The sequence below is a fragment of the Micromonospora sp. NPDC049102 genome (assembly GCF_043197485.1).
Classification (GTDB): Bacteria; Actinomycetota; Actinomycetes; order Mycobacteriales; family Micromonosporaceae; genus Micromonospora.
In genome coordinates, this window is sequence record NZ_JBICTE010000019.1 from 64,268 (window position 1) to 86,951 (window position 22,684).

The window sequence follows — 22,684 nt, forward strand, 5'->3', positions numbered from 1 at the left end:
GCCCCCGCCGACCAACCGGTCAGCGGGGGCGACGGGGTGGTCGGTCAGCGGCAGGGGCGCAGGATGCCCAGACGCTGGGTGGCCCGGGTGAGCGCGACGTACAGGTCACTGCGCCCGCGCGGCGACTCGGCCACCATCCGGTCCGGGTCGACCACCAGCACCGAGTCGAACTCCAACCCCTTGGCCTGCGCGACGGTCAGCACGACCACCCGACTCTCCAGCTCCGGGTGCTCGCCCACGGTGGCCTCGGGAAGCGCGGCGGTCAGCGCCGCACCGAGCGCGTCCACCCGGCCGGCCGGCACGATGACGCCGAGCCGGCCCTCGGCGAGCCCGGCGGCCTCGCGGGTCACCGCCGCCACCAACTCCGCGGGTAGCTGCTCGTCGGGCACCGCGCGGTCCCACGGGGGTACGCCGCTCTCCCGCACCGAGCGGGGTGGCCGCAACTGGGGGTCGATCTCGGTGAGTACGTCGGCGGCGACCGCCATGATCTCGGCCGGTGTGCGGTAGCTGATCGTCAGCTCGGTCAGCCGCCAGCGCTGTGCCACGTACGGGGCGAGCGCATCGGCCCAGGAGGGTGTCCCGGCGAGCGCGCCGGTCTGCGCCACGTCCCCGACGATCGTCATCGACCGGCTCGGGCAGCGGCGCATCAACAGCCGCCACGCCATCGGCGACAACTCCTGCGCCTCGTCCACGATGACGTGGCCGAACGCCCAGGTGCGGTCGGCGGCGGCGCGCTGCGCGGTGGTCAGGCGGTCGGCCTCCTCCTGCCGCTCGAGTAGCCGGTCCGCGTCGATGAGGTCGGTCACGCCGAGGATCTCACCGCCCTCGGCCTCGTCCTCCACGTCGATCGAGCGGGAACCGCGGGCGATCTCCAGCACGCCCTCGGCGTACTCCCGCTCCATCACGCGGATGCGTTCGCGCCGGGCGGCGGCGGCCCGTTCGTCCTCGCCGAGCAGTTCGGCGGCCTCGTCCAGCAGCGGCACGTCGGCGGGTGTCCAACCGCCCGGCTCGCGGTGCAGCCGTGCCCGCTCGTCGTCGGTGAGCATCGGCGCGGCGGCGGCGATCCGGTCGGGGTCCGCGTACAGGTCGGCGAGCAGGCGCTGCGGGGTGAGCACCGGCCACAACCGGTCGAGTACGGCCTGGACCTCCGTCTCCTCGCGCAACTCCCGGCGGATCTCGGCGCGGTCAGCCTCGTCGAGCAGGTTGTCCCCACCGAGCGGGTCGGCGCCGATCCGCTCGGCCACCTGGTCGGCGAGCGCGTGCACGATTTCCACGTCGAACAGCGCCCGCGCCAGGTTGTGCGGGCGCTCGGTGCGGCGTACCCGGTCCCGCGCGGCGCGCACGGTTTCCGGGTCGAGAATCAGCACCTCGCGCTCGATCTCGATCTCCAGTGGCTCGTCCGGCACCCACTGCCGGTCCCGCACGGCCAGGGCCAGCACCTCGGCGAGCACCGCACGACCCTTGAGCGCCGCGGTCTGGGCCGGCTCGGCGCGCCGGGCGCTCACCCCGGGAAACAGATCCCCCTGGGTACGCAGCAGCACGCCCGTCTCGGCCAACGTGGGCAGCACCTGGGAGATGTAGCGCAGGAACGTCGCGTTCGGGCCGACCAGCAGCACACCGCGGCTGGACAGCTCCCGCCGGTGTGTGTAGAGCAGGTACGCCGCCCGGTGCAGCGCGACGGCGGTCTTGCCGGTGCCGGGGCCACCCTGGACGACCATCACGCCGGGCAGGTCGGCGCGGATGATGCTGTCCTGTTCGGCCTGGATGGTCTCCACGATGTCGCGCATCCGGCCGGTGCGACCGGCGTTCAGGGCGGCGAGCAGGGACGCCTCACCGGTCAGCTCCTCGTGCCCGCCGGGGGAGGCGCTGTCGATGTCGAGGACCTCGTCGTTGAGCCCGGTCACCTTGCGCTGGCGGGTACGCAGGTGCCGGCGACGGCGTACGCCCTGCGGGTTGGCGGCGGTCGCGAGGTAGAACGGCCGAGCGGCCGGGGCCCGCCAGTCCATCAGCAGCGGGTCGTAGTCGCCACTGGTGTCGAAGATCCCGATCCGACCGATGTAGCGGCGGGAGTCGTCGTCGCCGTCGAGCCGCCCGAAGCAGAGGCCATTTTCCACGGCGGAGAACTGCTCGACCTGGTCGGCGTACATCGCCACGGAGCTGTCGCGCTGGGAGCGGTCCTGGAGGGTGCCGCCGGTGTTGCGCAGTTCGGCGGTGAGTCGGCGGGTGGCCTGCTCACGCAACCCGTCCAGCCGGCCGTAGAGCATCGAGACGTACTCCTGCTCGCGGCCGATCTCGTCGTCGAGCGGCAATTCACCGGTACCGCCGGAGTGCCTTGACAAGCCGTCTCCCTAAAGATTAGAATCCAATGCAGGAACGGCTTTTAAGCCGTTCTTTTTTGTGTCCTCGAATTGTCGAAGATAGCGCGGTCGGCCCGCTGTCACCAAGCCGACCGGGCCGATACGAGTCACACAGAACGCCGGGCCGACCATCTGGTCGACCCGGCGTACGCGTATCGGGGACGTCAGCCGCGAGCCACCTGGTAGAGCCGCTCCGGGGTGACCGCTCCCGCGAGCACCCGCCCGTCGTCGGTGAGCAGCACACTGAACAGCTTGCCGGTGAGCAGCCGCCCGTTGCCCCACTCCCCGCTGACCGCCGGCAGCCCACCGAGCAGCTTCGAGACGTTCGCGTCCGATGCGTCGCCGGAGGGCTTCCCGCCCGGGGCCGCGCCGAGGCGGGCGATCAGGACGGTGGTCCATCCCTCGCCGACCGTACGCACCTGCGGGTCCCGACCCGGCGCGGCGTGCGCCGGCCTGCCCCCGGTCGGGCGCTCGGCGGTCTCCTCGGCGACGGTCACGCCCGGGGGCGGGTTGAAGGCGAACTGATCGGCGTCGGGGCGGCGGTAGTCGACCTGGGTGAAGGCCATCTCGAACGCCGGCTGGTCGCTGCCCTTGGCGAGCACCTCGAAGCGCAGCGGCACGTGCTGCTTCGCGTCGATGGCGATCCGTAGCTGGTGCACGAGCGAGTCGCGGTCACGCGGCTGGAGCACCAGCTCGTAGGCGTCCCGCCCGGCGACGGTGGCCGAGCGGCCGACGCTGACCTGGGTGCTCGGATCGATGGCGCCCAACGCCAGGTCGGCGGCCTCCTGCGGAGTGGCGGGCAGGCTCGGTGTCGCCTCGGGCGTCGCCCTTCCGGCGTCCTTCGCCTCGCCCAGGGTGCGGTGGCGGGCGGTGTTGCTGCGGCTTTCCCAGGTCCACACGTCCCGCCCGTTGCGGATCACGTCCTGCTGGCCGAGCGTGTCCACCAGGGCGACGCGCTGCCGGTCCGGGCCCGAATACCAGACCCGCAGAGTGTGCGTACCGGTCAGCAGGGTCGTCAGGTCGTTGCCGGGGATCAGCCCGACGAGCGGCGGCAGGCCGAGGTCGGCGCGCTGCACGACGGTCCCGGACAACCCCTCCAACTGCGAGGTCTGCAGGTCCACCAGAAGCTGGGCGGCGGTACGCGGCGGCAGGCTCGGCTCCGCCTCGGCGGCGAACGTGCCGACGACGGCGCCTCCACCGATGACGGCGACGCCGGCGGCCGCCGGGACCAGCCAACGCAGGACGGGACGGCTTCTCAGGATCGACATGGTGGCTACCTCCTACCCGACATCCTGCCCGGTCGGCGCTGTGAGGGCGCTGAGGACGCCGAACTGGCGGCATTGACCCAGGTGGCACCCTTGAGCCGTGCGGTTGTTGGTGGTGGAGGACGAGGCCCGGCTGGCGGCCGCGTTGCAACGTGGCCTACAGGCGGAGGGCTTCGTGGTCGACGTGGCGGCGACCGGCCCCGCCGGCCTGGACGTGGCACGCCACGGAGGGTACGACGCGATGATCCTCGACGTGATGCTGCCCGGCCTCTCCGGCTACGAGGTGGTGCGTCGGCTCCGGGCCGAGCAGCACTGGCTGCCGGTGTTGATGCTGTCGGCCAAGGACGGCGAGTACGACCAGGCCGACGGCCTGGACTGCGGCGCCGACGACTACCTGACCAAGCCCTTCTCGTACGTGGTGCTGCTGGCCCGCCTGCGGGCGCTGCTGCGCCGGGGAGCGCCGGAGCGTCCCACCGTGCTGGCGGTCGGCGACCTGCGACTGGACCCGGCCCGTCGACGGGTGACCCGGGCCGACGCGGAGGTGACCTTGACGGCCCGCGAGTACGCGCTGCTGGACTACCTGATGCGCCGCCCCGGCCAGGTGATCTCCAAGATCGAGCTGCTGGACCACGTGTGGGACGCCAGCCTGGAGACCGCGCCCAACGTGGTCGAGGTGTACGTCGGCTACCTGCGCCGCAAGCTCGGCCGGGATCGGCTGGAGACCGTCCGGGGCGCCGGCTACCGGCTGGCGACGTGACGCCCGCCGACCCGGGGAGCGGCCGGAGCGGCTGGTCACCCCGTTGGGGTCTGCGCGGACTGGGCCTACGGGGCAGGCTCCTGGCGCTCGGCGTGTTCGGGCTCACCATCGCCCTCGCCCTCGGCGGAGTGGTGCTGCTGGGCGCACTCCGTTTCGTGCTCCAGCGCAGTGTGGACACCGAGGCGTTCCGGACCGCCGACGCGGTGGCCCTGCTCGCCGCCGAGGACGCGCTGCCCGACCCGCTGCCGGTGGCTGGTGGGCAGGTCCGGGTCCAGGTGATCGACGCGCAGGGCCGGGTCCGGGCCGCCTCGATCGACGCGGACCGGCTCGTGCCCATCGTCCGCCCCGAATGGTTGGACACCGGCCAGCGGCAGCGCCTGGACGTTCCCGCCGAGCGGGTCGGGCTCCGCGGACCGGTCCGGGTGGTCGCCGTACCCGCCGGCTCGGCCGCCGATCCGCTGACCGTGCTGGTCGCTCGCTCGATGGCCGACGTACGGCAGAGCACCCACGTGGTGCGCACCATCCTGCTGGTGGCGTTCCCGCTGCTGGTGGTGGTCCTGGCCGGGGTGGCGTGGCGGGTTGTCGGCGCGACGTTACGTCCTGTGGAGGCGCTCCGCCGGGGCGCTGAGGAGATCACCGGTCGGGCCGGCGCCGGCCGCCTGCCGGTGCCCGCCTCCGCCGACGAGATCCACCGGCTGGCGGTCACCCTCAACGGGATGCTGGACCGGCTGGAATCGGCCCGGACCCGGCAGCAGGCCTTCGTTTCCGACGCCGCGCACGAGCTGCGGAGCCCTCTCACCAACATCCGTACCGAGCTGGAGGTGGCCCAGCGACTCGCCGATCGGACGGACTGGACGGCGGTGACCGTCAACCTGCTCGCCGACACCGAGCGGTTGAGCCGACTGGTCGACGACCTGCTGCTGCTGGCCCGCCTGGACGAGATGCCTCCGGCGCGGGGGACCGGCCCGGTCGACCTGACCGCGCTGCTGACCGAGGTCGCCGCCCGGTATCCGTCGCCGCCGGTGCTCCTCGTGCCGTCCCCCGGGCCGTTGTGGACGGCCGGCAACGAGACCGAGCTACGGCGGGTGCTGGCCAACCTCGTCGACAACGCGGTCCGGCACGCGGGCGGCAGCGTCATCCTCACGGCCGAGCCGCACGACGCGGCGTACCACCTGGTGACGGTGACCGACGACGGCCCGGGCATTCCGACGGCCGATCGAGGGCGGGTCTTTGATCGTTTCACCAGGTTGGACGACGGGCGGGGCCGTGACGACGGCGGAGCCGGCCTGGGCCTGGCCATCGTCTGGGAGTTGGTGCGGCGCGCCGATGGCGTCATCACCCTGACCGACGCCGACGACCAGCCGGGGCTGCGGGTGCGCCTGCTGCTGCCGGCGGTGCCACCCGAGGGTGAGGAACTGCTTCACCGACCGTGACGAGCAGAGGCAGCCCACATTCCTCATACGCGCCCTTTGCTCTGCTTCAATCGAGGCAACAGGCACGGGGAGTGCCCGAGTGGACGCCGAGCTGGCGGCGCGACCTCGCCGTTTTCGCAGCTCCGGTGCAGTGATGCCTCCGCTGAAGCAGAGCAAAGGGCCCGTGAAGGGCGGTGGGCGGGCAGGTCACTGCTCTGCGTCACCAGGACGGCAGTCGGCCTGCGGTTCACAGCACGTGACGCCGGCGAAGGGGTCAACCGGCCGGGGCTCAGCGGCGGCGGGTGCAGACCTGGTTGGCGCTGGCGACGGTGTCGGTGGACCAGACGACGGCGACGGTGAAGCAGTAGTCGTTGGCGCGGTTCAGCGCGTACACGATGTAGCTGTCGGTGCCGGCGGGCAGCGTGGCGATGGCGGTCTTCTCCTGCCCGGTGCGGCCGGCGGAGACGACCACCGGGCCCTCGCCGCCGGCCGGGTACGTCCACCGCAGTGCGATGTTGTCCCGGTTGTCGCGCAGGGACACCGTGCCGGGCGGGGTGCCCGGCGCGGCGGCCGGCGTGGCCGTGCCGGCCGCCGGGGTGCCGGTGGTGGGCGGCGCGCCCGTGCCGCTCGGGCCGGCGCTCGGGGAGCCGTTGACCGGCCCGGACTTCGGGTCGTCCCCGTCGCCGACGCGCGCCACGCCGGCGATCACCGCCGCCGTGCCGAGCAGCACCACGACCATGCCGGCCACCAGCACCGGCACCAGCCGGTTACGGGCCGGCGTCGGCGCCCGGTGCACGGGCACCGGCAACAACCGCGACGGCGTGTACGGCGTCAGCGGCGCGGAGGGCCGATCCGGTTCGGCCGCCGCGCCGGGGCGGTACAGCCGGTAGACGCCAGACGCCTCCTCGGTGCCCCCCGTGAACCCGGCGACCGACGGGGGCACCGGCGGGACGTTGGGGTGCGGGGCAGGGTCGTCCGGCGGGTCCGACGGGTCCGGCGGCCAGCGGAAGCCCGGCGAACCGTCCGGCTCGTCGGCCGGCACCCGCGGATTCGGGACCGGGCCGCTGTGGGTGACCCCGGGGCCGGCCAGACCCTCGGCCAGCTCCGGCTCGACCGGCGCGGACGGGTGGTAGGCCGCCTCGAGCGGCGGGTCGCTGGGCGTCGGGGTACGCGCCGCCGGCACCACCGGGGCGTCCCGGACGGCGGACGGGTCGTCGGCGCAGACGTGGTCGGGGTTGGCCGCGGCCCGGGCGAGTGACGCCACCTGTAGCGCCAGCGGGTCGTCGGCGGACAGGTGCTGCCGGCACAGCTCGCGGGCCAGTGCCAGGTTGTCGTGCGCCTCGGCGAACTGCCCGCAGTCGCGTTGCATGGAGCCGAGCCGGGCCAGCATCTTGATCCCGCTGGGATGGCCGTCCCCGTACACCTCGCGGTGCAACTCCCACGCGTCCTGGAGACGGTCGCGGGCCACCGTGCACTGGCCGCGCGCGTACTCGACGGTGGCCAGGTCGGCGTGCGCGGCCAGCACCCGCAGCGACTCGGGACCGTCCTGAGCGGTCAGCTCGATGATCACGTCCTGGTAGAGCCGGGCGGCCCGGGAGTGGCTGCCCACCCGGTGCAGCACGGCGGCCAGGGTCGCTGCGGCGGCCACGGTGCGGGGATCGGAGCGGCCGTGCAACCGGGTCGTGGCCGCGTACGCGAAGGCTGCCCAACCACGGGCGGAGTGCGGCTCCCCGAGCGCGACGAGCACCCGCGCCTGCAGGCTCGCCGCCTCGGCCAGCTCGGGCGTGGCGTTGGCCGGGCGAGGGTCGGCGTCGGTGAGCGCATCGGAGAGCAGCCGTTGCGCACCGGCCATGTCGCCAGCGGACACGAGGTGGTGCGCCTGGTCAGTCAACTCGTCGAAGCCGGAGGACACGCCCCATCGTGCTCATCCGACGACGGTAAGTACAAGACCCGCGCCGGTGTCGATCGGTCAGGATCTGCTCAGATGCTCGGCCAACGTCTCGCTGATCCGGCGTAACTGGTCGATCTGGGCGGGGCTCAACGCGTCGAACAGGTGCCGACGTACCCCTTCGACATGGCCGGGCGCGGCGGCGGCGAGGGTGGCGAAACCGTCGTCGGTGAGCACCGCGATCTGCCCGCGCCGGTCGGTGGGGCAGTCCTCGCGGCGCACCCAGCCGGCCTGCTCCAGGCGGGCGACGGCGTGTGAGAGCCGGCTGCGCGACGACCTGGTGACCTCGGCCAGTTCGCTCATCCGCAGTTGCCGACCCGGCGCCTCGGAGAGCCGGACCAGGATCTCGTAGTAGGCGTGCGGCATGCCGGCATCGCGTTGCAGCTCACGGTCGAGCGTGTCCATCAGCGCCCGGGAGGAGGCGAGGAACGCCCGCCAGGTGCGCTGCTCGTCGGGGTTCAACCAGCGGGTCATGACGCCTATCATACTCCCGATGGTTGAACGCTCAACCAAATCGCGCTAGCGTGGAGTCATGGGTATTCACCGGCTCAACCACGCGGTTCTGTACGTCAGTGACCTCGCCCGCAGCGTCGACTTCTACCGCGACGTGCTGGGCTTCACCCTGGTCGAGATGGCCCCGGACAACTTCCGGGGCGCGACCTTCCTCCAGGCCCCCGACTCCACCAACGACCACGACCTCGGCCTCTTCGAGGTCGGCGCGGGCGCCGGGCGCTCGACCGCCGGCCGGGCCACCGTCGGGCTCTACCACCTGGCGTGGGAGGTCGACACTCTCGACGAGCTGGCCGCCACCGCCGAGCGGCTCGCCGCCGCCGGGGCGCTGGCCGGCACGTCCGACCACGGCACCACCAAGAGCCTCTACGGGCAGGACCCGGACGGTCTGGAGTTCGAGGTGGTCTGGCTGGTCCCGGCCGACCGGCTCGACGACGCCACTCTGGCCGCCCGCAAGCGCATCGGTCGGCTCGACCTGGCCGCCGAACAGCAGCGTTACGGCGGGCAGACCCGCGGCGGTGTGGGGATCTCCGTCCCGGCCTGAACGGCCATAGGGTAGAACGGACCGGTGCCAACCAACTGGACCGCCGACTTCCTCCGCGAGCTGCTGGTCCGCCACCTGGCGACCTGGCTGCCCACCGCTCTGCACCGCTCCCGTCGCGTGACCGTCGCGCTGGCCTGGGCCGGCGCCGACGGCGGCGGTGCCGAGGCCGTGCTGCGGGTGGTCGCCGACCACGCCGCGCAGGTACGCGGCCGACAGGTGACGATCCTGGTGCTGGCCGACGAGGCCGCCGACCTGCCGGCCCGGCTCGGATCGGTGGAGGCCGAGCTGCCTCCCGAGGTGACCGTGCACCTGCTGCCCGGCGGCCCCGGCCGGCTGCCCGTCGCACTGAAGGCGGCCTCCGTGGCCGGATCGCCACTGTTCTGCTTCCTCGACCTGACCGGCCCGGCGCACGCGGAGGTGCTCCGGGCCTGCGCCAACGGCCGCAACGGCGAAGTGTTGCTGCACGCCGCCAGCAGCGCGCGCCCCGCTCTCGGCCGCGCCGGCTTCCCGCTGGTCGCCGAGGTCACGCCGGTGCTGCCGGTGGACGGGGAATCGGGCGATGTAGAGGCTGGTGTGGGCGGCGTGGAGGCCGGGGTGGTCGCGTTCGGCAGCCGGTCGGACCGGAGCCTGGAGGCGGTCCGTGACGCACTCTGGACGGTCGGCGCGGACCTCGGTGTGCGCTACCGCGACCCCGCCGACCCGGCGGCCCCACCGGTGGACGTGTCGGGGGCGGTGGCCCTTGAGCCGCTGGCCCGGAATCTGCTGACCGAACTACGCCGGTGTGGGCCGCAGCCGGTCACCGACCTACGGCGGTACACCCTCACCACGACCGCCTACCGCGCCACCGACGCCAACCAGGCACTCACCACCCTGCTGACCACCGGTGAGGTGACCCGAGAACGCGAATCAGGCCGCCTGGCCGGCGACGAGCTAATCACCCCAACCCCCTAACCGCCGCCTCTGTCTCCCCGCCCCCCGCCTCTGTCTCCCCGCGATCTTGCACTTTCGGTGGCGACACAAGGGGTGTTCCCGCGCAAAACGACAACCGAAAGTGCAAGATCGACGGGGGTGAGCGCGGGGGCGAGCGCGGGGCGCGGGGTGCGGGGCGCGGGTGGGTGGAGACGCCGAGCGGGGTGCCGGTGAATCACCGGCACCCCGCTCGACTCCCGGGTCGTTACGACCGGGCCTTGTCCTGCTTCCAGGACAGTGGTCCCGGCAGGTCGACGCGGTGTGCCCGGGCCTTCGAGTTCCAGGACCAGCGGCCGATCTTGATGCTCCACGAGGAGAAGCCGTTCTCGGTGAAGTTCAGGATCAGCGGACCGATCTTCTTGCGCTTGCGAAACATGAGGCCCATCGGAGCACTCCCCTCGTCATCGTTCCCTGCCGTGTCGAGATCGAACATTCCCGAACGGGCGAATTCCGAAACCACCTCGTCGTCCCGGATGGACGGTGCGGTGCCGCGGCACATGAATCTCTATCCACCAGATAGGTGTTGCGCACCGGTAAACGCTGCTAGTGGCGCTACGTAACATCGGCAGCGATGCAAGTCTCACCTTCTGGAAGACCGTTGACCGGCCGCTCCCACCGCCGGCAGCATGGGTTCATGTCGCAGCGGGATGAGCTTCTCCTCATCGCTTGCGTGCACGTCGAGCTGGTCCGGCACGCGAGCGCGCTCTGTTGAGCTGACCGGTTCCGTCCGACCAGCTCCTCGTCGCCCTCGAACGTCGCTTCTCCACGTGGCTCGTCGACGTCTCCGCCGGATAGGACAATCCCCATGCCTCGCATCCTGCACCTGAACGCGTTACTGATGGGCGTCGGCCACCACGAGGCCGCCTGGCGGCACCCCCGCACCGACCCGCGCCGGGTCACCGCCGCCGGCCGGGACCCCGACCTGGTGAAGGTGCTGCCCGGCATCGTCCCGGTGATCGGCGGCACCGAGGCCGAGGCGCTGACGCTCGCCGCCGAGTTGGAGGAGCTGATCGTGCCCGACTGCGCCCTCGCGCAGCTCTCCGGGATGCCCGGCATCGACCTCACCGGTCTGCCACTGGACGGGCACGGCCTGCCCCGGCCGGCCAGCGCGTACGCCGCGTCGGCCCTGGTGTCGGCATGACCACCGTGGAGCGTCCCACGACGGACGCGATCGAGTTGCGACCGGTGGACCGGAACCTGTTCCGCGCGCTGCTGCGTCGGCAGGCCACCAGCGTCACGGTTGTCACCGCCGTGGCGCGGGCCACCGACCCGGCCTGCCTGGGTGGGATCGGCGCGCCGATCCGGGCCGGGTTCACCGCCACCTCGTTCACCTCGGTCTCGCTGGACCCGCCGCTCGTCTCGTTCTGCCTGGGGACGGCGTCGTCGAGCTGGCCGGTGCTGGCCCGCGCCGAGCACGTCGCGGTCCACCTGCTGGCCGCCGGGCAGCGCGAGGCGGCGTCGGTCTTCGCCACCAGCGGCATCGACCGCTTCGCCGCCTACCCGGACTGGACCGCCGGACCGTTCGGAGTGCCCCTGCTGACCGGGGTGCTGGCCCGGCTGCTCTGTCGGGTGGTGCACCGCATCCCGGCGGGCGACCACGCGCTGGTGATCGCCGAACCGCTCGCCCTGGACGACGGCGGTGACGGCGCCCCGCTGGTGCACCACCGGGGCGGCTACACCACCGCGGCCGGCGAGTGAGCGCGCCCGTCGCGGCGGACCTGCTCGCGTTGGACCGGGCCGCCCAGGACCTGCTGTTCCGGGCGGCCCGCACTGCCGACACGTTCACCGACGAGCCGGTCACCGACGCCCAGGTCGCGGCGATCCGCGACCTCATCCGGTACGGGCCGACCGCGTACAACGGTCAGCCGTTGCGGGTGCTGCTGCTGCGCTCGCCGCAGGCCCGGGCCCGGCTGCTGCCGTACGTGTCGTCGAGCAACCGGGCCAAGACGGCCAGCGCGCCGCTGGCGGCGGTGCTCGCCGCCGACGTGGACTTCCACGAGCGGCTGCCCGAGCTGTACCCGCACCGGCCGCAGGCCCGGGACTGGCTCGGCGACCGGGCGGCGCGCGCCGAGCAGGCCCGGTTCAGCGCGACCCTCCAGATCGGTTACCTGCTGGTGGGGGTACGCGCGGCGGGGCTGGCCGCCGGTCCGATGGCCGGGTTCGACGCCGCCGGGGTGACCCGGGAGTTCTTCCCCGACGGTCGGTACGAGGCGCTGCTGCTGCTGAACGTCGGCCGCCCCGGCCCGGACGCCTGGCGGGAGCGACTGCCCCGGCTCACGTCGGAGGAGGTGGTGTGGACGGTGTGAGCGGGTGTCAGCGCGGCTCCCACGCGTCGGGCAGCGCGGTGAGCTTGCGGACGTGCGCGGGCAGCCGACCGCTGATGATCTCGGCGAGACTCACCTCGTCGACGACCCGTCGTACGGCGGCACGCACCGCCACCCACAGGCCGGGCAGGTTCTCGGCCGCGCCCTCGTAGCGGGTCTCCTCCGGACGCAGGCCGCGTACGCCCGCGAGCGGGCCCTCCACCGCGCGCAGCACCGCGCCGACGGTCACCTCGCGGGGCGGTCGGGCCAGGGTGTAGCCGCCCTCGGCGCCCCGTTGGGCGCGGACGATCCCGGCTCGGCGCAGATCCGCGAGGACCGCCTCCAGGAACTTGCGGGGCATGTCCTGTTCGGCGGCGATGGCCTGGGTGGACAGCAGCGACGGGTACGCGGTCGCGAGGCTCAGTGCCGCCCGTACCGCGTAGTCGCCGCGCGCGGAGATCTGCACTCCGTCATCATGCCCGTCCACTCGGGCCATGAGGGCCACCGGGCCGGGTGGTGTGACCGGAGTTGGTGGGCTCGCTGTGGGCTCCGGAGCGGAATCGGCCGCCGTTGGCGCTCGTCGGCTCGGCCGGCGGACGGGGTCGGACGATCCGTCCCACGGCCGGCTGGTCGCGGGCGGCACGGAAGGCGCCGGGGCTGACTCCGATCTCCCGGGTGAAGAACCGACCGAAGTTGGTGGGCTCGGAGAAGCCGAGCCGCCGGCCGATCTGCGCGATCGGTTCGTCGCTCGCCGCGAGCAACCGGGCGGCCTGCAACGCCACACGCTCGTCGATGACCTGCTTGGAGCTGTGGCCGGTGACGGCCAGACAGGCCCTGGTCAGGGTACGCACCGAGCAGCCGAGCGCGGCAGCGTAGTCCTCCACCCGCCGAGTCACCTGGTAGCCGTGCTCCACCTCCCGGCAGAACCGCTGGAACGTCTCGGCCTCGTTGCGCTGCCCGGACCGGTTCGCATCCGGCAGCGTCAACCGCAGCAGCAGGACGGCGAGCTGGTGGCGCAGCAGCGCGCGACCGGCCGGGCCGTCGCCGTGCCGCTGGCAGTCCACGGCCAACTGGCTGACCTCGTTGATCACCGCGTCCTCGTCCTCGCCGGCCAACTGCCGCCACGTCGGCGCCGCGTCCGGGTCGACGGCCAGGCCGTGCAGCGCCTCGGTGGTCCAGCCGACCACCGTCGCGTCGAACTGGGGGCCGGCGCAGCGCAGCACCTGACCGGCGCGGACCCGCAGCAGCGTGCCCGGCCGGCACGGCAGGGGGTGGAAGTCCAGCTCGGCGTCGCCGTGGCCGCGGGTGGTGAGGATCAGCAATTCCCGTTCGACGAACACCGGCCGACGCCAGCCGGGGTCACCGGCAAGGTCGGCCAGCGCGAACGTGGAGATCTCGTCGGGTACGGGTGGTGCCGTTCCGATCGATGGCGCGGGGGAGGGATAAGTGGAGACCATCGCCTGCGACGGTAGCCCGAAGCGCAGGTCACCGCATCCCGACCTCCGTACGCGACGGCGCCGAGGCTTGTCGCGATCCCTGCGGCCGGGCTACGTTACCCGGCGGTAGCGCCGTCCGGTCCCTGGCCGCCCGGCGCCCCGCCGGCCGCTCGCCGGACGGCGGACCCGCCGACTCGCGATGGGATGGGCATGACGCAGCTGTTCTCGGTCGAAGGCAAGACGGTCCTGGTCACCGGCGGGTCCCGAGGAATCGGGCTCATGGTCGCCCAGGGTTTCGTCCGGGCCGGCGCCCGCGTGATCATCTCGTCCCGCAAGGCGGACGTCTGCGAGCAGGTCGCCAGCGAACTGTCGGCCGAGGGCCAGTGCGAGGCCATCCCCGCCGACCTGAGCGCCGACGACGGCGCGCAGGCCCTCGCCGCCGCCGTACGCGAGCGCGTCGACAAGCTCGACGTGCTGGTCAACAACGCCGGCGCCACCTGGGGCGCGCCACTGGAGAGCTACCCGGAGGCCGCGTTCGACAAGCTCTGGGCGGTCAACGTCAAGGCCGTCTTCCGACTCACCACCGCGCTGCTGCCGGCGCTGCGCGCCGCCGCCAGCGCCAACGACCCGGCCCGCGTGATCAACATCGGGTCCATCGACGGCATCCGGGTGCCGTTCATGGAGGTGTACGCCTACTCGGCCACCAAGGCCGCCGTGCACATGCTCACCCGCAGCCTCGCCCACCAGCTCGCCGGCGAGCAGATCACCGTCAACGCGATCGCGCCCGGCCCGTTCGAGAGCAAGATGATGGCGTTCGCCCTCGACGACCCGGGCAGTCGTGCCGCCATCGAGCAGCAGGTGCCGCTGGGCCGCATCGGCCGCCCCGAGGACATGGCCGGCACCGCCATCTACCTCTCCTCGCGGGCCGGCGCGTATCTCACCGGAGCCGTCATCCCCGTCGACGGCGGCATCACCACGCACGGCTGAGCACGGGCCAACCCGGGTCGGGCTGTGGTCGTACCCCCGGGGGTGGATGTGCCGGGGCCGCGCGGACTCGGCAGATCCGCGCGGCCCCGGTATTGCTTTTTTCTCAGCGGCCGGCGAGCAGCCGGTTCACCGCCGTGTCGACGTCCAGGTGCTCGGCCTCACGACCGCGCGGGACGACCACGTACGTGCGTCGAAGGAATCGCACCAGGACGCTGCGCGGCACCTCGAAGAGGGCGTTGCCGTCCGGTGACGAGAGGGCCAGCGCGACGAAATCGCCGCGCGGTGTGGCCCAGGGCCAGACCCGCACATCCCCGATGCCGGCCGGCTCGTCCAAACCGGTGACCAGGAGTTCGCGAGCGAACGACCAGCTCACCGCCTCGCCCCCGGCCGATTCGGCATGGAACAGGACGTGGACCGCATACGGGTCAGCAGGGTCGTAACGCAGACTGGCACGCACCGGCAAGGCGGTGGCGTCAGGCGCGACGAGCCTTAGCGACGTCTCGACCTCTACGGTCGTCGGTCGGATGACACTCATGGACGTTCTCCCCCCGGCACCGCTGCGGAACGCGCGTGTCCCGCTTTTCCCATACTCAGGTGCTACTCCTGGCTACGCTCCGCCATACGCTGACTTCACCCAGTGGTGGGAAGGGGGACGGAAGCGCCTCGTGAATGTGAACATTCATGTAGGATTTCCGGTTCTGCCCAGTGTGTGATGCCGCCCGGCGTCGGGTGGCTCAGTCGTCGACTTACTCCGGTAACGTCCAGTCGGCCGTTGCAGTGACGGGCCCGAGTGACACTGGGGGGTGAAATGGTCACGAACCGATCCTCAGTGGATCCGGTGGCCGCGCCAGGCCCGCCGAACGTCGCGGTCCGAGCAGCCGAAAAGCGGGGGTACGACGTGCCGATGGAGCAGCCCGAGCGACCCGGACGGTCGACGCCCCAACCGGGCCGTCCCGGCAGTGTCCTCGTCGTCGGCGAGCCACCGCGGCGCCCCCACTGGCGGCAGCGGATCTCGACGACACTCGACCTCATCCGGGCCAACCCCACCGGCCGGATCGCCCTCAAGGTCTTCATTGCGATCGCCGGCGCGCTGGTGGTGACCATCGGCATCGCCCTCATCCCGCTACCCGGCCCCGGCTGGCTGCTGGTCATCGCCGGCCTCGGCATCTGGGCCGTCGAATTCCACTGGGCCCGCCGACTGCTCGGCTTCACCCGCCGACACGTCCACGGCTGGACGCGCTGGGTGACACGACAGTCACTGCCGCTGCGACTCGTCCTCGGTGCCGTCGGCCTGGTCTTCGTCGGCGCGGTGGTCTGGCTCTCCCTCAAGCTCAGCCTCGGCATCGACGTGGTGGCCGAGGCGAGGCAGTACCTCGCGGCGCGCTGACCCCGGATTTTTGGTCTCGTTCCACGATCGGGTAGAGTCAACGGCGCTGAGGGCGATTAGCTCAGTGGGAGAGCGCTTCGTTCACACCGAAGAGGTCGCTGGTTCGATACCAGCATCGCCCACCAGATTGCACTGCAGGTCAGAGGCCGGTTGGACACAGTCCAACCGGCCTCTTCCTTATCCGCCGGCAGAGATCATGAGTCGCCCATGAGTCGGGACCGTCGAGCACGGGGGAGAAGGGGCGTCACACCCATCTCCGCCAGATGCGCTGTGTAACCAATCTCGAAGCCCTGCTCGATGCCGTCCTCGCGCGCCCTTTGCAGGGACAGGCCGGACGGATCGGTCGGTCCGTCCACAGTGCCTCTGCGGAAACCGATCGTCTCGCCCTGCGTTCCCGCCACGTACATGTTGCCGCCCGGCCGGCACGTCCCCGTGGGCCGCAGCTGCCGGGTGGCCGTCTCACGCTGCTCTGCCAACGCGGCCAACTGCTCCGTCAGCGTCGCGAGCTGTTCCTCGATGGCGGTCAGGCGCTGCTGCAAGACGTTCTTGCCGGCTTCGAGGGCGCAGGCCCGCTGAGTATCGCCGGAGCGGACGATCCAGCCGCAGCCACCGAGGACCGACAGACCGACCAGGATCGTGTAGAGGCCCTGCGGGACGGTCACCGAGGCAAGCTGGCTGATGGTGAATGTCGCGGCGGCCGCCGTCAGGGCCACCACGCCGGCGATCAGATAGCAGTTCTCGGTGCGGCGTCGCGGCGGTTCGGCATCTCTGGGTCCCCCTGTGATGTCCATCGGCGGAGTCTCAGGGACACGACAGGGGTTGAAAACCGTCACTCGCCGGAACATGCAGATAGCGAAACGTTGCGGAGTCAACGGTTAACAACCCGTTCACCTTCGGTGTAGATCGAGTAGCCGAACGACGCGTCACCCCGCCCGGAAGGTCAGCCGGTGTCGATGGGCGGCGTACAGATCCTGCAAACCGTCCGGGTGCGTCACCACCAGCAGCGGCACACCCTCCGGCACCCCGTACGTGCGCCGCTCCGCCGGCGTCGGGTTCCGAGCCGACACCCACGACCCCGGTTCCACCACCACCTGCTCGACCTCGACGGGCTCCCGGACCACCACGCCGCGTCCCCGCACCGCCTCGGCCAGGCCCTCGTTGCGCAGCTGCTGCACAGCCGCCCGTGCCGTCAACGGATTGACGCCGTACGTTTGACTTAAGTCCCGTTCGGACGGTAGCCGGTTACCCGGCCTGAGCTGCCCGGACGTAATCCGAGCGCGCAGAAGCTCCGCCAACTCCTGGTAGCCGACCGGCTCCTGCGACGGGTAGATCACCGCCGCAGGTTAGGCGGCAACTTGCAGATGTCAGGACAGGTAGTTGACTATCCGAATCGCTTGGGTTCCCATCACTGCATTGCCCTCCGGGCGTACCGTGGGTACACGATGTACCCAACACGGTGAGGTGCCTCATGGTCGACCAGCAGCAGCCCACACCCGGCCAGCGCGTCGAACGCCTCCGCCGAGGCGCGGGACTCTCCCGCGAGCAACTCGCCGGCCTAGCCGGACTCGGCGCGACCACCATCAAGTTCATCGAGAACGGGCGCCGGTCGTTGACCCTGAACACGGCGCAGAAGATCGCTCCCCACCTCGGCGTGCACGACCTCGGCGATCTGTTCGGCCCGGCCGTGACGCTGTCTCTCGACGGCCGGCCCAGCCACCCCGCCGTCGACGACGTACGCAAGGCGCTCACCGCCTGGCACATCACCATCGCCGGCGAACCCGAATCACCCGACTACCTTCGTGGCGCCGTCGACTCCGCCTGGCAGACCTGGCACACCTCCCGACACCAGCGCACCGAGGCCGGCGTCATCCTGCCGGGCCTACTCGACGCCACCCAACGCGCAGCCCGCCTGCACACCGGCCAGGACCGGCGCACGTCCCTGACGCTGCTCGCCCAGGCGTACCACCTCGCCCAGGCGTATCTGGCCTGGCACGGCGATCGAGAGCTGTGCTGGCTCACGGTGGACCGCGGCATGACCGCAGCTCTCGACGCCGACGATCCCCTCGCAATCGCCCAAGCCAGCTGGTACGCCGCGCATCTGCTGCGTGCCGTCGGCCGCGGCGACGAGGCCCTCGCCCGGCTCGGCGAGGCTCGCGCCCTGATCGAGCCCCAGGTCGCGGACGACGGCCCCGAGTGGGCGGAGATGCTGGCTGACCTGCACCTGTGCGCGGCGTTGACCCGGGCTCGCAGCGGCGACCAGGGAGCGTGGTCCGATTGGGACGCCGCCCGTCGATTGGTGGAGCGGGCACTGCCAGACGGGTACGTGGGTCTGCGGACGCGCGTCTCCCGTCCTCTGGTCGACGTGTATGCGGTCATGTGCGCCGTCGACCTGGGCGACCCCGACGAGGCGCGGCGGCGCGCCCATGCCCTCGACCCACAGTCGATCCCGTCGACAGAGCGGCGCGGCCGCCACCTCGTGGAGCTGGCCCGCGCGGCCGACCTCGAGGGAGCGCGCGAGGCGACGCTGCACCTGCTGACCCGGGCGGAGGCGACGTCGCCGGAAACGGTGCGGTACTCGCCGGCGGCGCAGGACATGGCGGGCCGGCTCGCCCGGGAAGCGCCTGCGTCGATCCGCGGCGAGGCTGCCGACCTGGCACGCCGGATCGCGGTGCCTGAGCCGTAGGGGTACACCGAGTCACCGGGTACACCACGTACCCCTTCCCTCCCTTGTGGCTGCTTAACGTCACCACACGGTGGCGGCAAGGAGTCGCACGGCGTACGACGGCTGTTCGCCTTGCCGCCACTCCCGTCTACGGCGAGGGGCGACATCGTGCACATCGTCCAGAGGTTGCGGCGGCTGCTCACGCCAGCCCCGCCCGTTCCGCCCGGCACCGGGCAGCGCATCCAGGCCGCCGAGCAGGAGAAGGCCAAGCAGCAGATCCTGGCCGACGTCCGGGCCGTCACGGCGGCACACCAGAGCGCCGGCGGGTCCACCCAATGACCAGCCGGCACATGCCCGAGCCTGGCACCCGCGTGTCGGTGCGGCCGACCGAGTGGCAGTCGAGCCCCGGCATCGAGGGCCAGACCACCCACGACATCGTCATCGTGTCCGTTCACGAATCCCACGACCCCCGGTTCGCCTGGGTGTACGGGCACGGCCCCGATTGCTCCTGGCCGTCGGCGGACTGCGCCGTCCCGTTTTGCTGGGAGCTGCTGGTCAGCGTTGACGTCCTGGCCGCCACCGCCGCCGGGCAGCGACCGTGACCGCCCTGACGCTGGCCCAGTCGGCCGTAGCCACCCAGGCGCCGGCTCCCATGCTGGCCGAGCCGGAGGCCCGGTGGCGGCGGACCCTCATCGAGCACCAGGCCGTCAACGGCCGCTGCCCGCGCTGCAACACCCAGGGCCGCTGCTGGGAGTGGGCGGAAGCGTTCGGCCAGCTCGTCGCCCACGACTTGCTTCTGCCCAAGTAGACCCCCTCGCGCGACCACCGGCCGTACCCGACGGCCGGCTGAACAAGGGAGAGAGCAGTGCAGCAACTCAAGTTCGTCCGGCCGAGCCGGTGCGACAACTCCGGCCCGAACTGCGTGGAGGTCGGCATCGACGAAGACCTCAACCGGATCGTGCGGAACTCGCAGCGGCCCGACGAGCAGGTGACGTTCGACCCGCAGGAGTGGTCCGCGTTCACGGACAGCATCCGCGCCGGCCAGACCTTCTGACCGGTGGAGGGGCCGATCGACACCGACGCCGGTCGGCCCCTCGCGCACGGCCCGTCGCGGTGCATGGGCTGCATGCCCCGGATCCTCGCCGACTCCCCGCACGACTGCGGCGGTGACCGGATCGTCGCCGAGGGCCTGGGCTGGTGGTGTGACTGTTCCCGGCCGGAGTGCCGGCAGCGTCAGCGCGGCGAGTGGCTGGCTGAGCCGACTCCGCTGCAGCAGCACCGCCGAGGCAAGGGCCGCCCGAAGCGGTCCTGACTAAGCAGCGACGGACAGGGTGTGCGAGGTGACCCGTCACCACTTGCGCCACCATCGGGGGCATCGTCCGTCGAAGGGACACTCCTTTGTGCAGCTCCGGCAGTCCGCAGGTGTGCGGCTGGCATGGCCTTATCATCAGCGACCTGATCGACCGCGTTGTCGTTGCCGCAGCCCTCGGGGTTGGCGATGAGGTTGCCCTACGCGCGGAGCTCGCACAGTACGGCGCTGCTCGGATCGCGACCGTTCGACGCGGCATCACCCGGTCACCCCGCTGACCGTACGACGAAGCGCTCCTGCCCACCAGATGATGGTGAGGCGGGGGCGCTTCGCTACGTTCAGGACCGCTCGGGCTCGCCGGCCTTGGCCATCACCGCGCTGCGCCGCAGCTGGTAGTAGGTGCGCTGCCCCCGAGGCGTCAACGGCTTGTACCGCCAACCCGCACCCTCGGACCCCACTCGCGGGCCCGCTGCTCGTCGTCCTGCAGGGACCGCAGCACCGTGTAGGTCAGAAGCCCGTTACCGGAGTCATCGGTAACGGGCTTTGCAGTACGTGCTGCTTACAGTGGGAGCAGCTTGGGAGCAGCGGCACGTAGCCCGGTTGTGCGGCGGTCGCCGCGATGATCGGGCAGGCGTGGCGCTGGCTCTCCTCGGGCTGATGAGTCAGACCGGCGGCTTCTGGGGTTACCCGCGGCGGCGGGTGCGTGCGGCGCGGATGAGGTCGGCCAGGTGGTTCAGAGTGCGGCCGGACAGCGCGACCGCAGACGGGTCAGACAGCACAGCGCGGCTCCCGGTTGGGGCATCGGATCTTGGTCGACTGCTGCCTTGCCGGGAGCCTCGTCCTATGTCGACACACGCTGTCTGCCACCCATCGCGACCAGGCCCATCACGATGAAAAGCCCTCATGCCTGATCCGCACCATAACATCGCAACGCCGCCATATCGACGCCAAGCTATCGTGACCTGACCCCTGCAGCGACAGCGCGAAGGTGAGTCATGGACGTAGTCAGCACCACCGAGGTCCCGGTTGAAGACGGGTTCGCCTTCTGGCGCGAGGTAAACTCGAAGCTCTGGGTGCCCTACGATTTACGCTGTGAATCGCAGTGGGAGCCCGGATTTCGGGCTCAGGTCGGAATCAGCGAGTTCGGTCCCGTGCAAGCGACATTAATGACCACGATGCCGCACTCGGTCCACCGCACTCCCAAGCTCATTCGGCAGGCCGATCCCGAGGTGTTCAAGCTGGGTTGCCTTGTGCGCGGTGGCGGCATGATCACGCAAGACGGCCAGCGCACAGATTTCGGCGTGGGGGACCTGATACTGTATGACACCTCCCGGCCCTACCTGGCCGAATTCACTCCGGATGCGCCAGTTAGTCAGCTGCTACTCCTGCGCTTCCCGCGCTCGTTACTGCCGTTGCCCTCTCGGGAATTGCGGCGCCTGAGCGCAGTTCGCATCCCTGGCGCCCAAGGCATCGGCGCGTTGTCTTCACAATTCCTGCTGCACCTTGCCCGGCACATGGACGAACTCAGTCCGTTGGACGCCGCCCGGCTGTCCACCCTCACCGTTGACGTGTTGACAGCGGCACTGGCCAACGCGCTGGACGTCCAAGGCGCGGTGCCCTCCCACACCCGACGGCGAGCGTTGATGGCTCAGATCCACGCCTTCGTCCGAGAGAATCTGGGCGATCCGCGCCTGACACCGGACGCGATTGCCGCAGCGCATCACATCTCGTTGAGATACCTGCACAAGCTGTTCCACGAGGAAGGGCACACGGTTGCCGGCTGGGTCCGCGAGCGTCGCCTGGAGCAGTGCCGACGCGACCTCGCCAACCCCCAACTAGGCGCGCGCCCGATCCACGCGATCGCCGCCCAGTGGGGGTTCACCAGCCCGGCGCACTTCAGCCAGGCGTTCCGCAGCGCCTACGGCCTCTCGCCACGCCAGTTCCGCGAGCAGTGCGCGAGAGTACGCGCAGACTAAAGACTTGTGCGCTTACCAGTAACGACAGACTCGACTGTGGGCTGCACTCTTATCTCAGGAAGTCCGCTCAGTCAGGGTTGAATCTGATTCCGGCTTACGGAAGAAGGTTCACTTGAGCGTGTTACATCGATCCGTGTTTTCGCGATGGAAGGAGCGCGAGGAAGTACATCGATCACTTCATGCAGCCAGCAGCATCATCTAGGCCGCAGCGGCGGCTGACAGGAGACCATCGTGAAAATGTGGTACAGAACGGCGTTTCGGATCTCGGCAGTGACCGCGATCCTCGGCGCACTCACCCTGTCCGGGACCGTGGCACAGGCAAGTCCGGGCACCAGCTCCCGCCTGTCCCAACCCGAAACCACCGCGGTTTCGGAGCAGGCCAAGCCCGGCAGCGAGGGCGTCGCCGCAGAGGTTTGCGGCTACTACGAAGACGCGGTGACGGCCTGGTACAACCACTGCGGGAACACCCATGTGCTCATCTACGTCGACGCGACGTGGCCCCGCGACGACTGGACCTGGTGCATCGGCCCGGGAACGTGGGACATCGGCGGCGCCAACGCCGTATCCAACGCCTGGTACTCGGGTCAAACTTGTTGAACCGCCAGCCAGGCGCTGCGCGATCCTCCACCTGCGTTCGGTGGTTGCGGATCAGGTCAGCGAGGCAAGTGAGGGTGCGGTCGGACAGGGGAATCGCGGCAGGGTAGGACAACAGCGAGGCTTCCGGTTGGGGCATCGGATCTTGGTCGACTGCTGTCTTACCGGAAGCCTCGCCCTACGTCGATCCCTGCCCCCACCCCACCGCCGTGACCAGCCCCGTCACGATGAAAAGGGCTCATTGGCTCGACCACGAGACGACGCGAAT

27 protein-coding genes and 1 tRNA gene are annotated in these 22,684 nt (G+C 71.2%); 18 read left to right on the forward strand and 10 right to left on the reverse strand.

Annotated features, from left to right (window positions below; genetic code table 11):
- Window positions 1-44: 44 nt before the first annotated feature.
- Both ACGFH9_RS19130 and ACGFH9_RS19135 read right to left on the reverse strand, forming a co-directional pair.
- Complete coding sequence (locus ACGFH9_RS19130) at window positions 45-2,264, reverse strand: HelD family protein (protein WP_393221032.1); 2,220 nt, start codon at window positions 2,262-2,264, stop codon at window positions 45-47.
- A gap of 257 nt (window positions 2,265-2,521) precedes the next feature.
- A complete protein-coding gene (locus ACGFH9_RS19135; RefSeq protein ID WP_393220877.1) occupies window positions 2,522-3,625 on the reverse strand; it encodes an outer membrane lipoprotein carrier protein LolA in 1,104 nt (367 codons plus the stop codon).
- Between the two features lie 97 nt (window positions 3,626-3,722).
- Here ACGFH9_RS19135 and ACGFH9_RS19140 point away from each other — a divergent pair, with 97 nt between their 5' ends.
- Complete coding sequence (locus ACGFH9_RS19140; RefSeq protein ID WP_393220880.1) at window positions 3,723-4,379, forward strand: response regulator transcription factor; 657 nt, start codon at window positions 3,723-3,725, stop codon at window positions 4,377-4,379.
- A gap of 80 nt (window positions 4,380-4,459) precedes the next feature.
- On the forward strand, window positions 4,460-5,812 hold the full coding sequence (locus ACGFH9_RS19145) for an ATP-binding protein (protein ID WP_393221035.1): 1,353 nt from the start codon (window positions 4,460-4,462) through the stop codon (window positions 5,810-5,812).
- 268 nt (window positions 5,813-6,080) lie between these two features.
- On the opposite strand, the gene ACGFH9_RS19150 is transcribed toward ACGFH9_RS19145, so the two are convergent.
- Together ACGFH9_RS19150 and ACGFH9_RS19155 are read right to left on the reverse strand one after the other, a co-directional pair.
- On the reverse strand, window positions 6,081-7,703 hold the full coding sequence (locus ACGFH9_RS19150; RefSeq protein ID WP_393220883.1) for a tetratricopeptide repeat protein: 1,623 nt from the start codon (window positions 7,701-7,703) through the stop codon (window positions 6,081-6,083).
- Between the two features lie 57 nt (window positions 7,704-7,760).
- Window positions 7,761-8,225 (reverse strand): MarR family winged helix-turn-helix transcriptional regulator, encoded by a 465-nt coding sequence (locus ACGFH9_RS19155; RefSeq protein WP_393220886.1) that lies wholly within the window; start codon window positions 8,223-8,225, stop codon window positions 7,761-7,763.
- Between the two features lie 46 nt (window positions 8,226-8,271).
- On the opposite strand from ACGFH9_RS19155, the gene ACGFH9_RS19160 reads away from it, so the two are divergent.
- Window positions 8,272-8,793 (forward strand): VOC family protein, encoded by a 522-nt coding sequence (locus tag ACGFH9_RS19160; protein WP_393220889.1) that lies wholly within the window; start codon window positions 8,272-8,274, stop codon window positions 8,791-8,793.
- A 24-nt stretch (window positions 8,794-8,817) separates the two neighbouring features.
- Window positions 8,818-9,744: a hypothetical protein gene (locus ACGFH9_RS19165; protein WP_393220892.1), complete on the forward strand. Its 927-nt coding sequence runs from the start codon at window positions 8,818-8,820 to the stop codon at window positions 9,742-9,744.
- Between the two features lie 223 nt (window positions 9,745-9,967).
- Here ACGFH9_RS19165 and ACGFH9_RS19170 read toward each other — a convergent pair whose 3' ends face one another.
- Window positions 9,968-10,147 carry a DUF4236 domain-containing protein gene (locus ACGFH9_RS19170; RefSeq protein ID WP_355051826.1) on the reverse strand — a complete coding sequence of 60 codons (180 nt, stop codon included), beginning with the start codon at window positions 10,145-10,147 and terminating at the stop codon, window positions 9,968-9,970.
- Window positions 10,148-10,567: 420 nt separating this feature from the next.
- On the opposite strand from ACGFH9_RS19170, the gene ACGFH9_RS19175 reads away from it, so the two are divergent.
- The 3 genes from ACGFH9_RS19175 to ACGFH9_RS19185 are packed head-to-tail and all read left to right on the forward strand — an operon-like array spanning window position 10,568 to window position 12,068.
- Window positions 10,568-10,903, forward strand: a complete 336-nt coding sequence (locus ACGFH9_RS19175) for a hypothetical protein (RefSeq protein WP_393220895.1) — start codon at window positions 10,568-10,570, stop codon at window positions 10,901-10,903.
- On the forward strand, window positions 10,900-11,460 hold the full coding sequence (locus ACGFH9_RS19180) for a flavin reductase family protein (protein WP_393220898.1): 561 nt from the start codon (window positions 10,900-10,902) through the stop codon (window positions 11,458-11,460). The genes ACGFH9_RS19175 and ACGFH9_RS19180 overlap by 4 nt, the downstream gene beginning before the upstream one ends.
- Window positions 11,457-12,068, forward strand: coding sequence for a malonic semialdehyde reductase (locus ACGFH9_RS19185; RefSeq protein ID WP_393220901.1), 612 nt, complete (start codon window positions 11,457-11,459; stop codon window positions 12,066-12,068). Before ACGFH9_RS19180 ends, ACGFH9_RS19185 begins: the two co-directional genes overlap by 4 nt.
- A gap of 7 nt (window positions 12,069-12,075) precedes the next feature.
- Here the strand turns inward: ACGFH9_RS19185 and ACGFH9_RS19190 are convergent, their stop codons facing one another.
- The gene (locus ACGFH9_RS19190) at window positions 12,076-12,531 is read right to left on the reverse strand and encodes an Rrf2 family transcriptional regulator (protein WP_344356913.1); all 456 of its coding nucleotides are present in this window, start codon (window positions 12,529-12,531) and stop codon (window positions 12,076-12,078) included.
- A 7-nt stretch (window positions 12,532-12,538) separates the two neighbouring features.
- Window positions 12,539-13,522: a helix-turn-helix transcriptional regulator gene (locus ACGFH9_RS19195; RefSeq protein WP_393220905.1), complete on the reverse strand. Its 984-nt coding sequence runs from the start codon at window positions 13,520-13,522 to the stop codon at window positions 12,539-12,541.
- 189 nt (window positions 13,523-13,711) lie between these two features.
- On the opposite strand from ACGFH9_RS19195, the gene ACGFH9_RS19200 reads away from it, so the two are divergent.
- Window positions 13,712-14,488 carry a glucose 1-dehydrogenase gene (locus ACGFH9_RS19200; protein WP_393220908.1) on the forward strand — a complete coding sequence of 259 codons (777 nt, stop codon included), beginning with the start codon at window positions 13,712-13,714 and terminating at the stop codon, window positions 14,486-14,488.
- A 103-nt stretch (window positions 14,489-14,591) separates the two neighbouring features.
- Here ACGFH9_RS19200 and ACGFH9_RS19205 read toward each other — a convergent pair whose 3' ends face one another.
- Complete coding sequence (locus tag ACGFH9_RS19205) at window positions 14,592-15,023, reverse strand: SsgA family sporulation/cell division regulator (RefSeq protein WP_007457244.1); 432 nt, start codon at window positions 15,021-15,023, stop codon at window positions 14,592-14,594.
- A 294-nt stretch (window positions 15,024-15,317) separates the two neighbouring features.
- Here ACGFH9_RS19205 and ACGFH9_RS19210 point away from each other — a divergent pair, with 294 nt between their 5' ends.
- Together ACGFH9_RS19210 and ACGFH9_RS19215 are read left to right on the forward strand one after the other, a co-directional pair.
- Entirely contained in the window at window positions 15,318-15,875 is a 558-nt protein-coding gene (locus ACGFH9_RS19210) for a TIGR02611 family protein (protein WP_393220911.1), read from the forward strand.
- A 50-nt stretch (window positions 15,876-15,925) separates the two neighbouring features.
- A tRNA-Val gene (locus ACGFH9_RS19215) sits at window positions 15,926-16,000 on the forward strand.
- A 69-nt stretch (window positions 16,001-16,069) separates the two neighbouring features.
- Here the strand turns inward: ACGFH9_RS19215 and ACGFH9_RS19220 are convergent.
- Both ACGFH9_RS19220 and ACGFH9_RS19225 read right to left on the reverse strand, forming a co-directional pair.
- Window positions 16,070-16,720: a hypothetical protein gene (locus tag ACGFH9_RS19220; protein ID WP_393220914.1), complete on the reverse strand. Its 651-nt coding sequence runs from the start codon at window positions 16,718-16,720 to the stop codon at window positions 16,070-16,072.
- 78 nt (window positions 16,721-16,798) lie between these two features.
- Window positions 16,799-17,209, reverse strand: coding sequence for a GntR family transcriptional regulator (locus tag ACGFH9_RS19225; RefSeq protein ID WP_393220917.1), 411 nt, complete (start codon window positions 17,207-17,209; stop codon window positions 16,799-16,801).
- Between the two features lie 134 nt (window positions 17,210-17,343).
- Between ACGFH9_RS19225 and ACGFH9_RS19230 the strand changes: the two genes are divergently transcribed.
- The 8 genes from ACGFH9_RS19230 to ACGFH9_RS19265 all read left to right on the forward strand — a co-directional run bounded on the left by ACGFH9_RS19230 (window position 17,344) and on the right by ACGFH9_RS19265 (window position 22,419).
- On the forward strand, window positions 17,344-18,558 hold the full coding sequence (locus ACGFH9_RS19230) for a helix-turn-helix transcriptional regulator (protein WP_393220920.1): 1,215 nt from the start codon (window positions 17,344-17,346) through the stop codon (window positions 18,556-18,558).
- Window positions 18,559-18,705: 147 nt separating this feature from the next.
- Window positions 18,706-18,876 (forward strand): hypothetical protein, encoded by a 171-nt coding sequence (locus tag ACGFH9_RS19235; RefSeq protein ID WP_393220923.1) that lies wholly within the window; start codon window positions 18,706-18,708, stop codon window positions 18,874-18,876.
- Between the two features lie 11 nt (window positions 18,877-18,887).
- Window positions 18,888-19,139 carry a hypothetical protein gene (locus ACGFH9_RS19240; RefSeq protein ID WP_393220926.1) on the forward strand — a complete coding sequence of 84 codons (252 nt, stop codon included), beginning with the start codon at window positions 18,888-18,890 and terminating at the stop codon, window positions 19,137-19,139.
- On the forward strand, window positions 19,136-19,345 hold the full coding sequence (locus tag ACGFH9_RS19245; RefSeq protein WP_393220928.1) for a hypothetical protein: 210 nt from the start codon (window positions 19,136-19,138) through the stop codon (window positions 19,343-19,345). The genes ACGFH9_RS19240 and ACGFH9_RS19245 overlap by 4 nt, the downstream gene beginning before the upstream one ends.
- Before the next feature lie 57 nt (window positions 19,346-19,402).
- Window positions 19,403-19,591 (forward strand): DUF397 domain-containing protein, encoded by a 189-nt coding sequence (locus tag ACGFH9_RS19250; protein WP_393220931.1) that lies wholly within the window; start codon window positions 19,403-19,405, stop codon window positions 19,589-19,591.
- A 3-nt stretch (window positions 19,592-19,594) separates the two neighbouring features.
- Window positions 19,595-19,849 (forward strand): hypothetical protein, encoded by a 255-nt coding sequence (locus ACGFH9_RS19255; RefSeq protein ID WP_393220934.1) that lies wholly within the window; start codon window positions 19,595-19,597, stop codon window positions 19,847-19,849.
- A 992-nt stretch (window positions 19,850-20,841) separates the two neighbouring features.
- Window positions 20,842-21,822, forward strand: a complete 981-nt coding sequence (locus ACGFH9_RS19260) for a helix-turn-helix domain-containing protein (protein WP_393220937.1) — start codon at window positions 20,842-20,844, stop codon at window positions 21,820-21,822.
- Window positions 21,823-22,092: 270 nt separating this feature from the next.
- A complete protein-coding gene (locus tag ACGFH9_RS19265) occupies window positions 22,093-22,419 on the forward strand; it encodes a DUF6355 family natural product biosynthesis protein (RefSeq protein ID WP_393220940.1) in 327 nt (108 codons plus the stop codon).
- Window positions 22,420-22,684 lie beyond the last annotated feature (265 nt).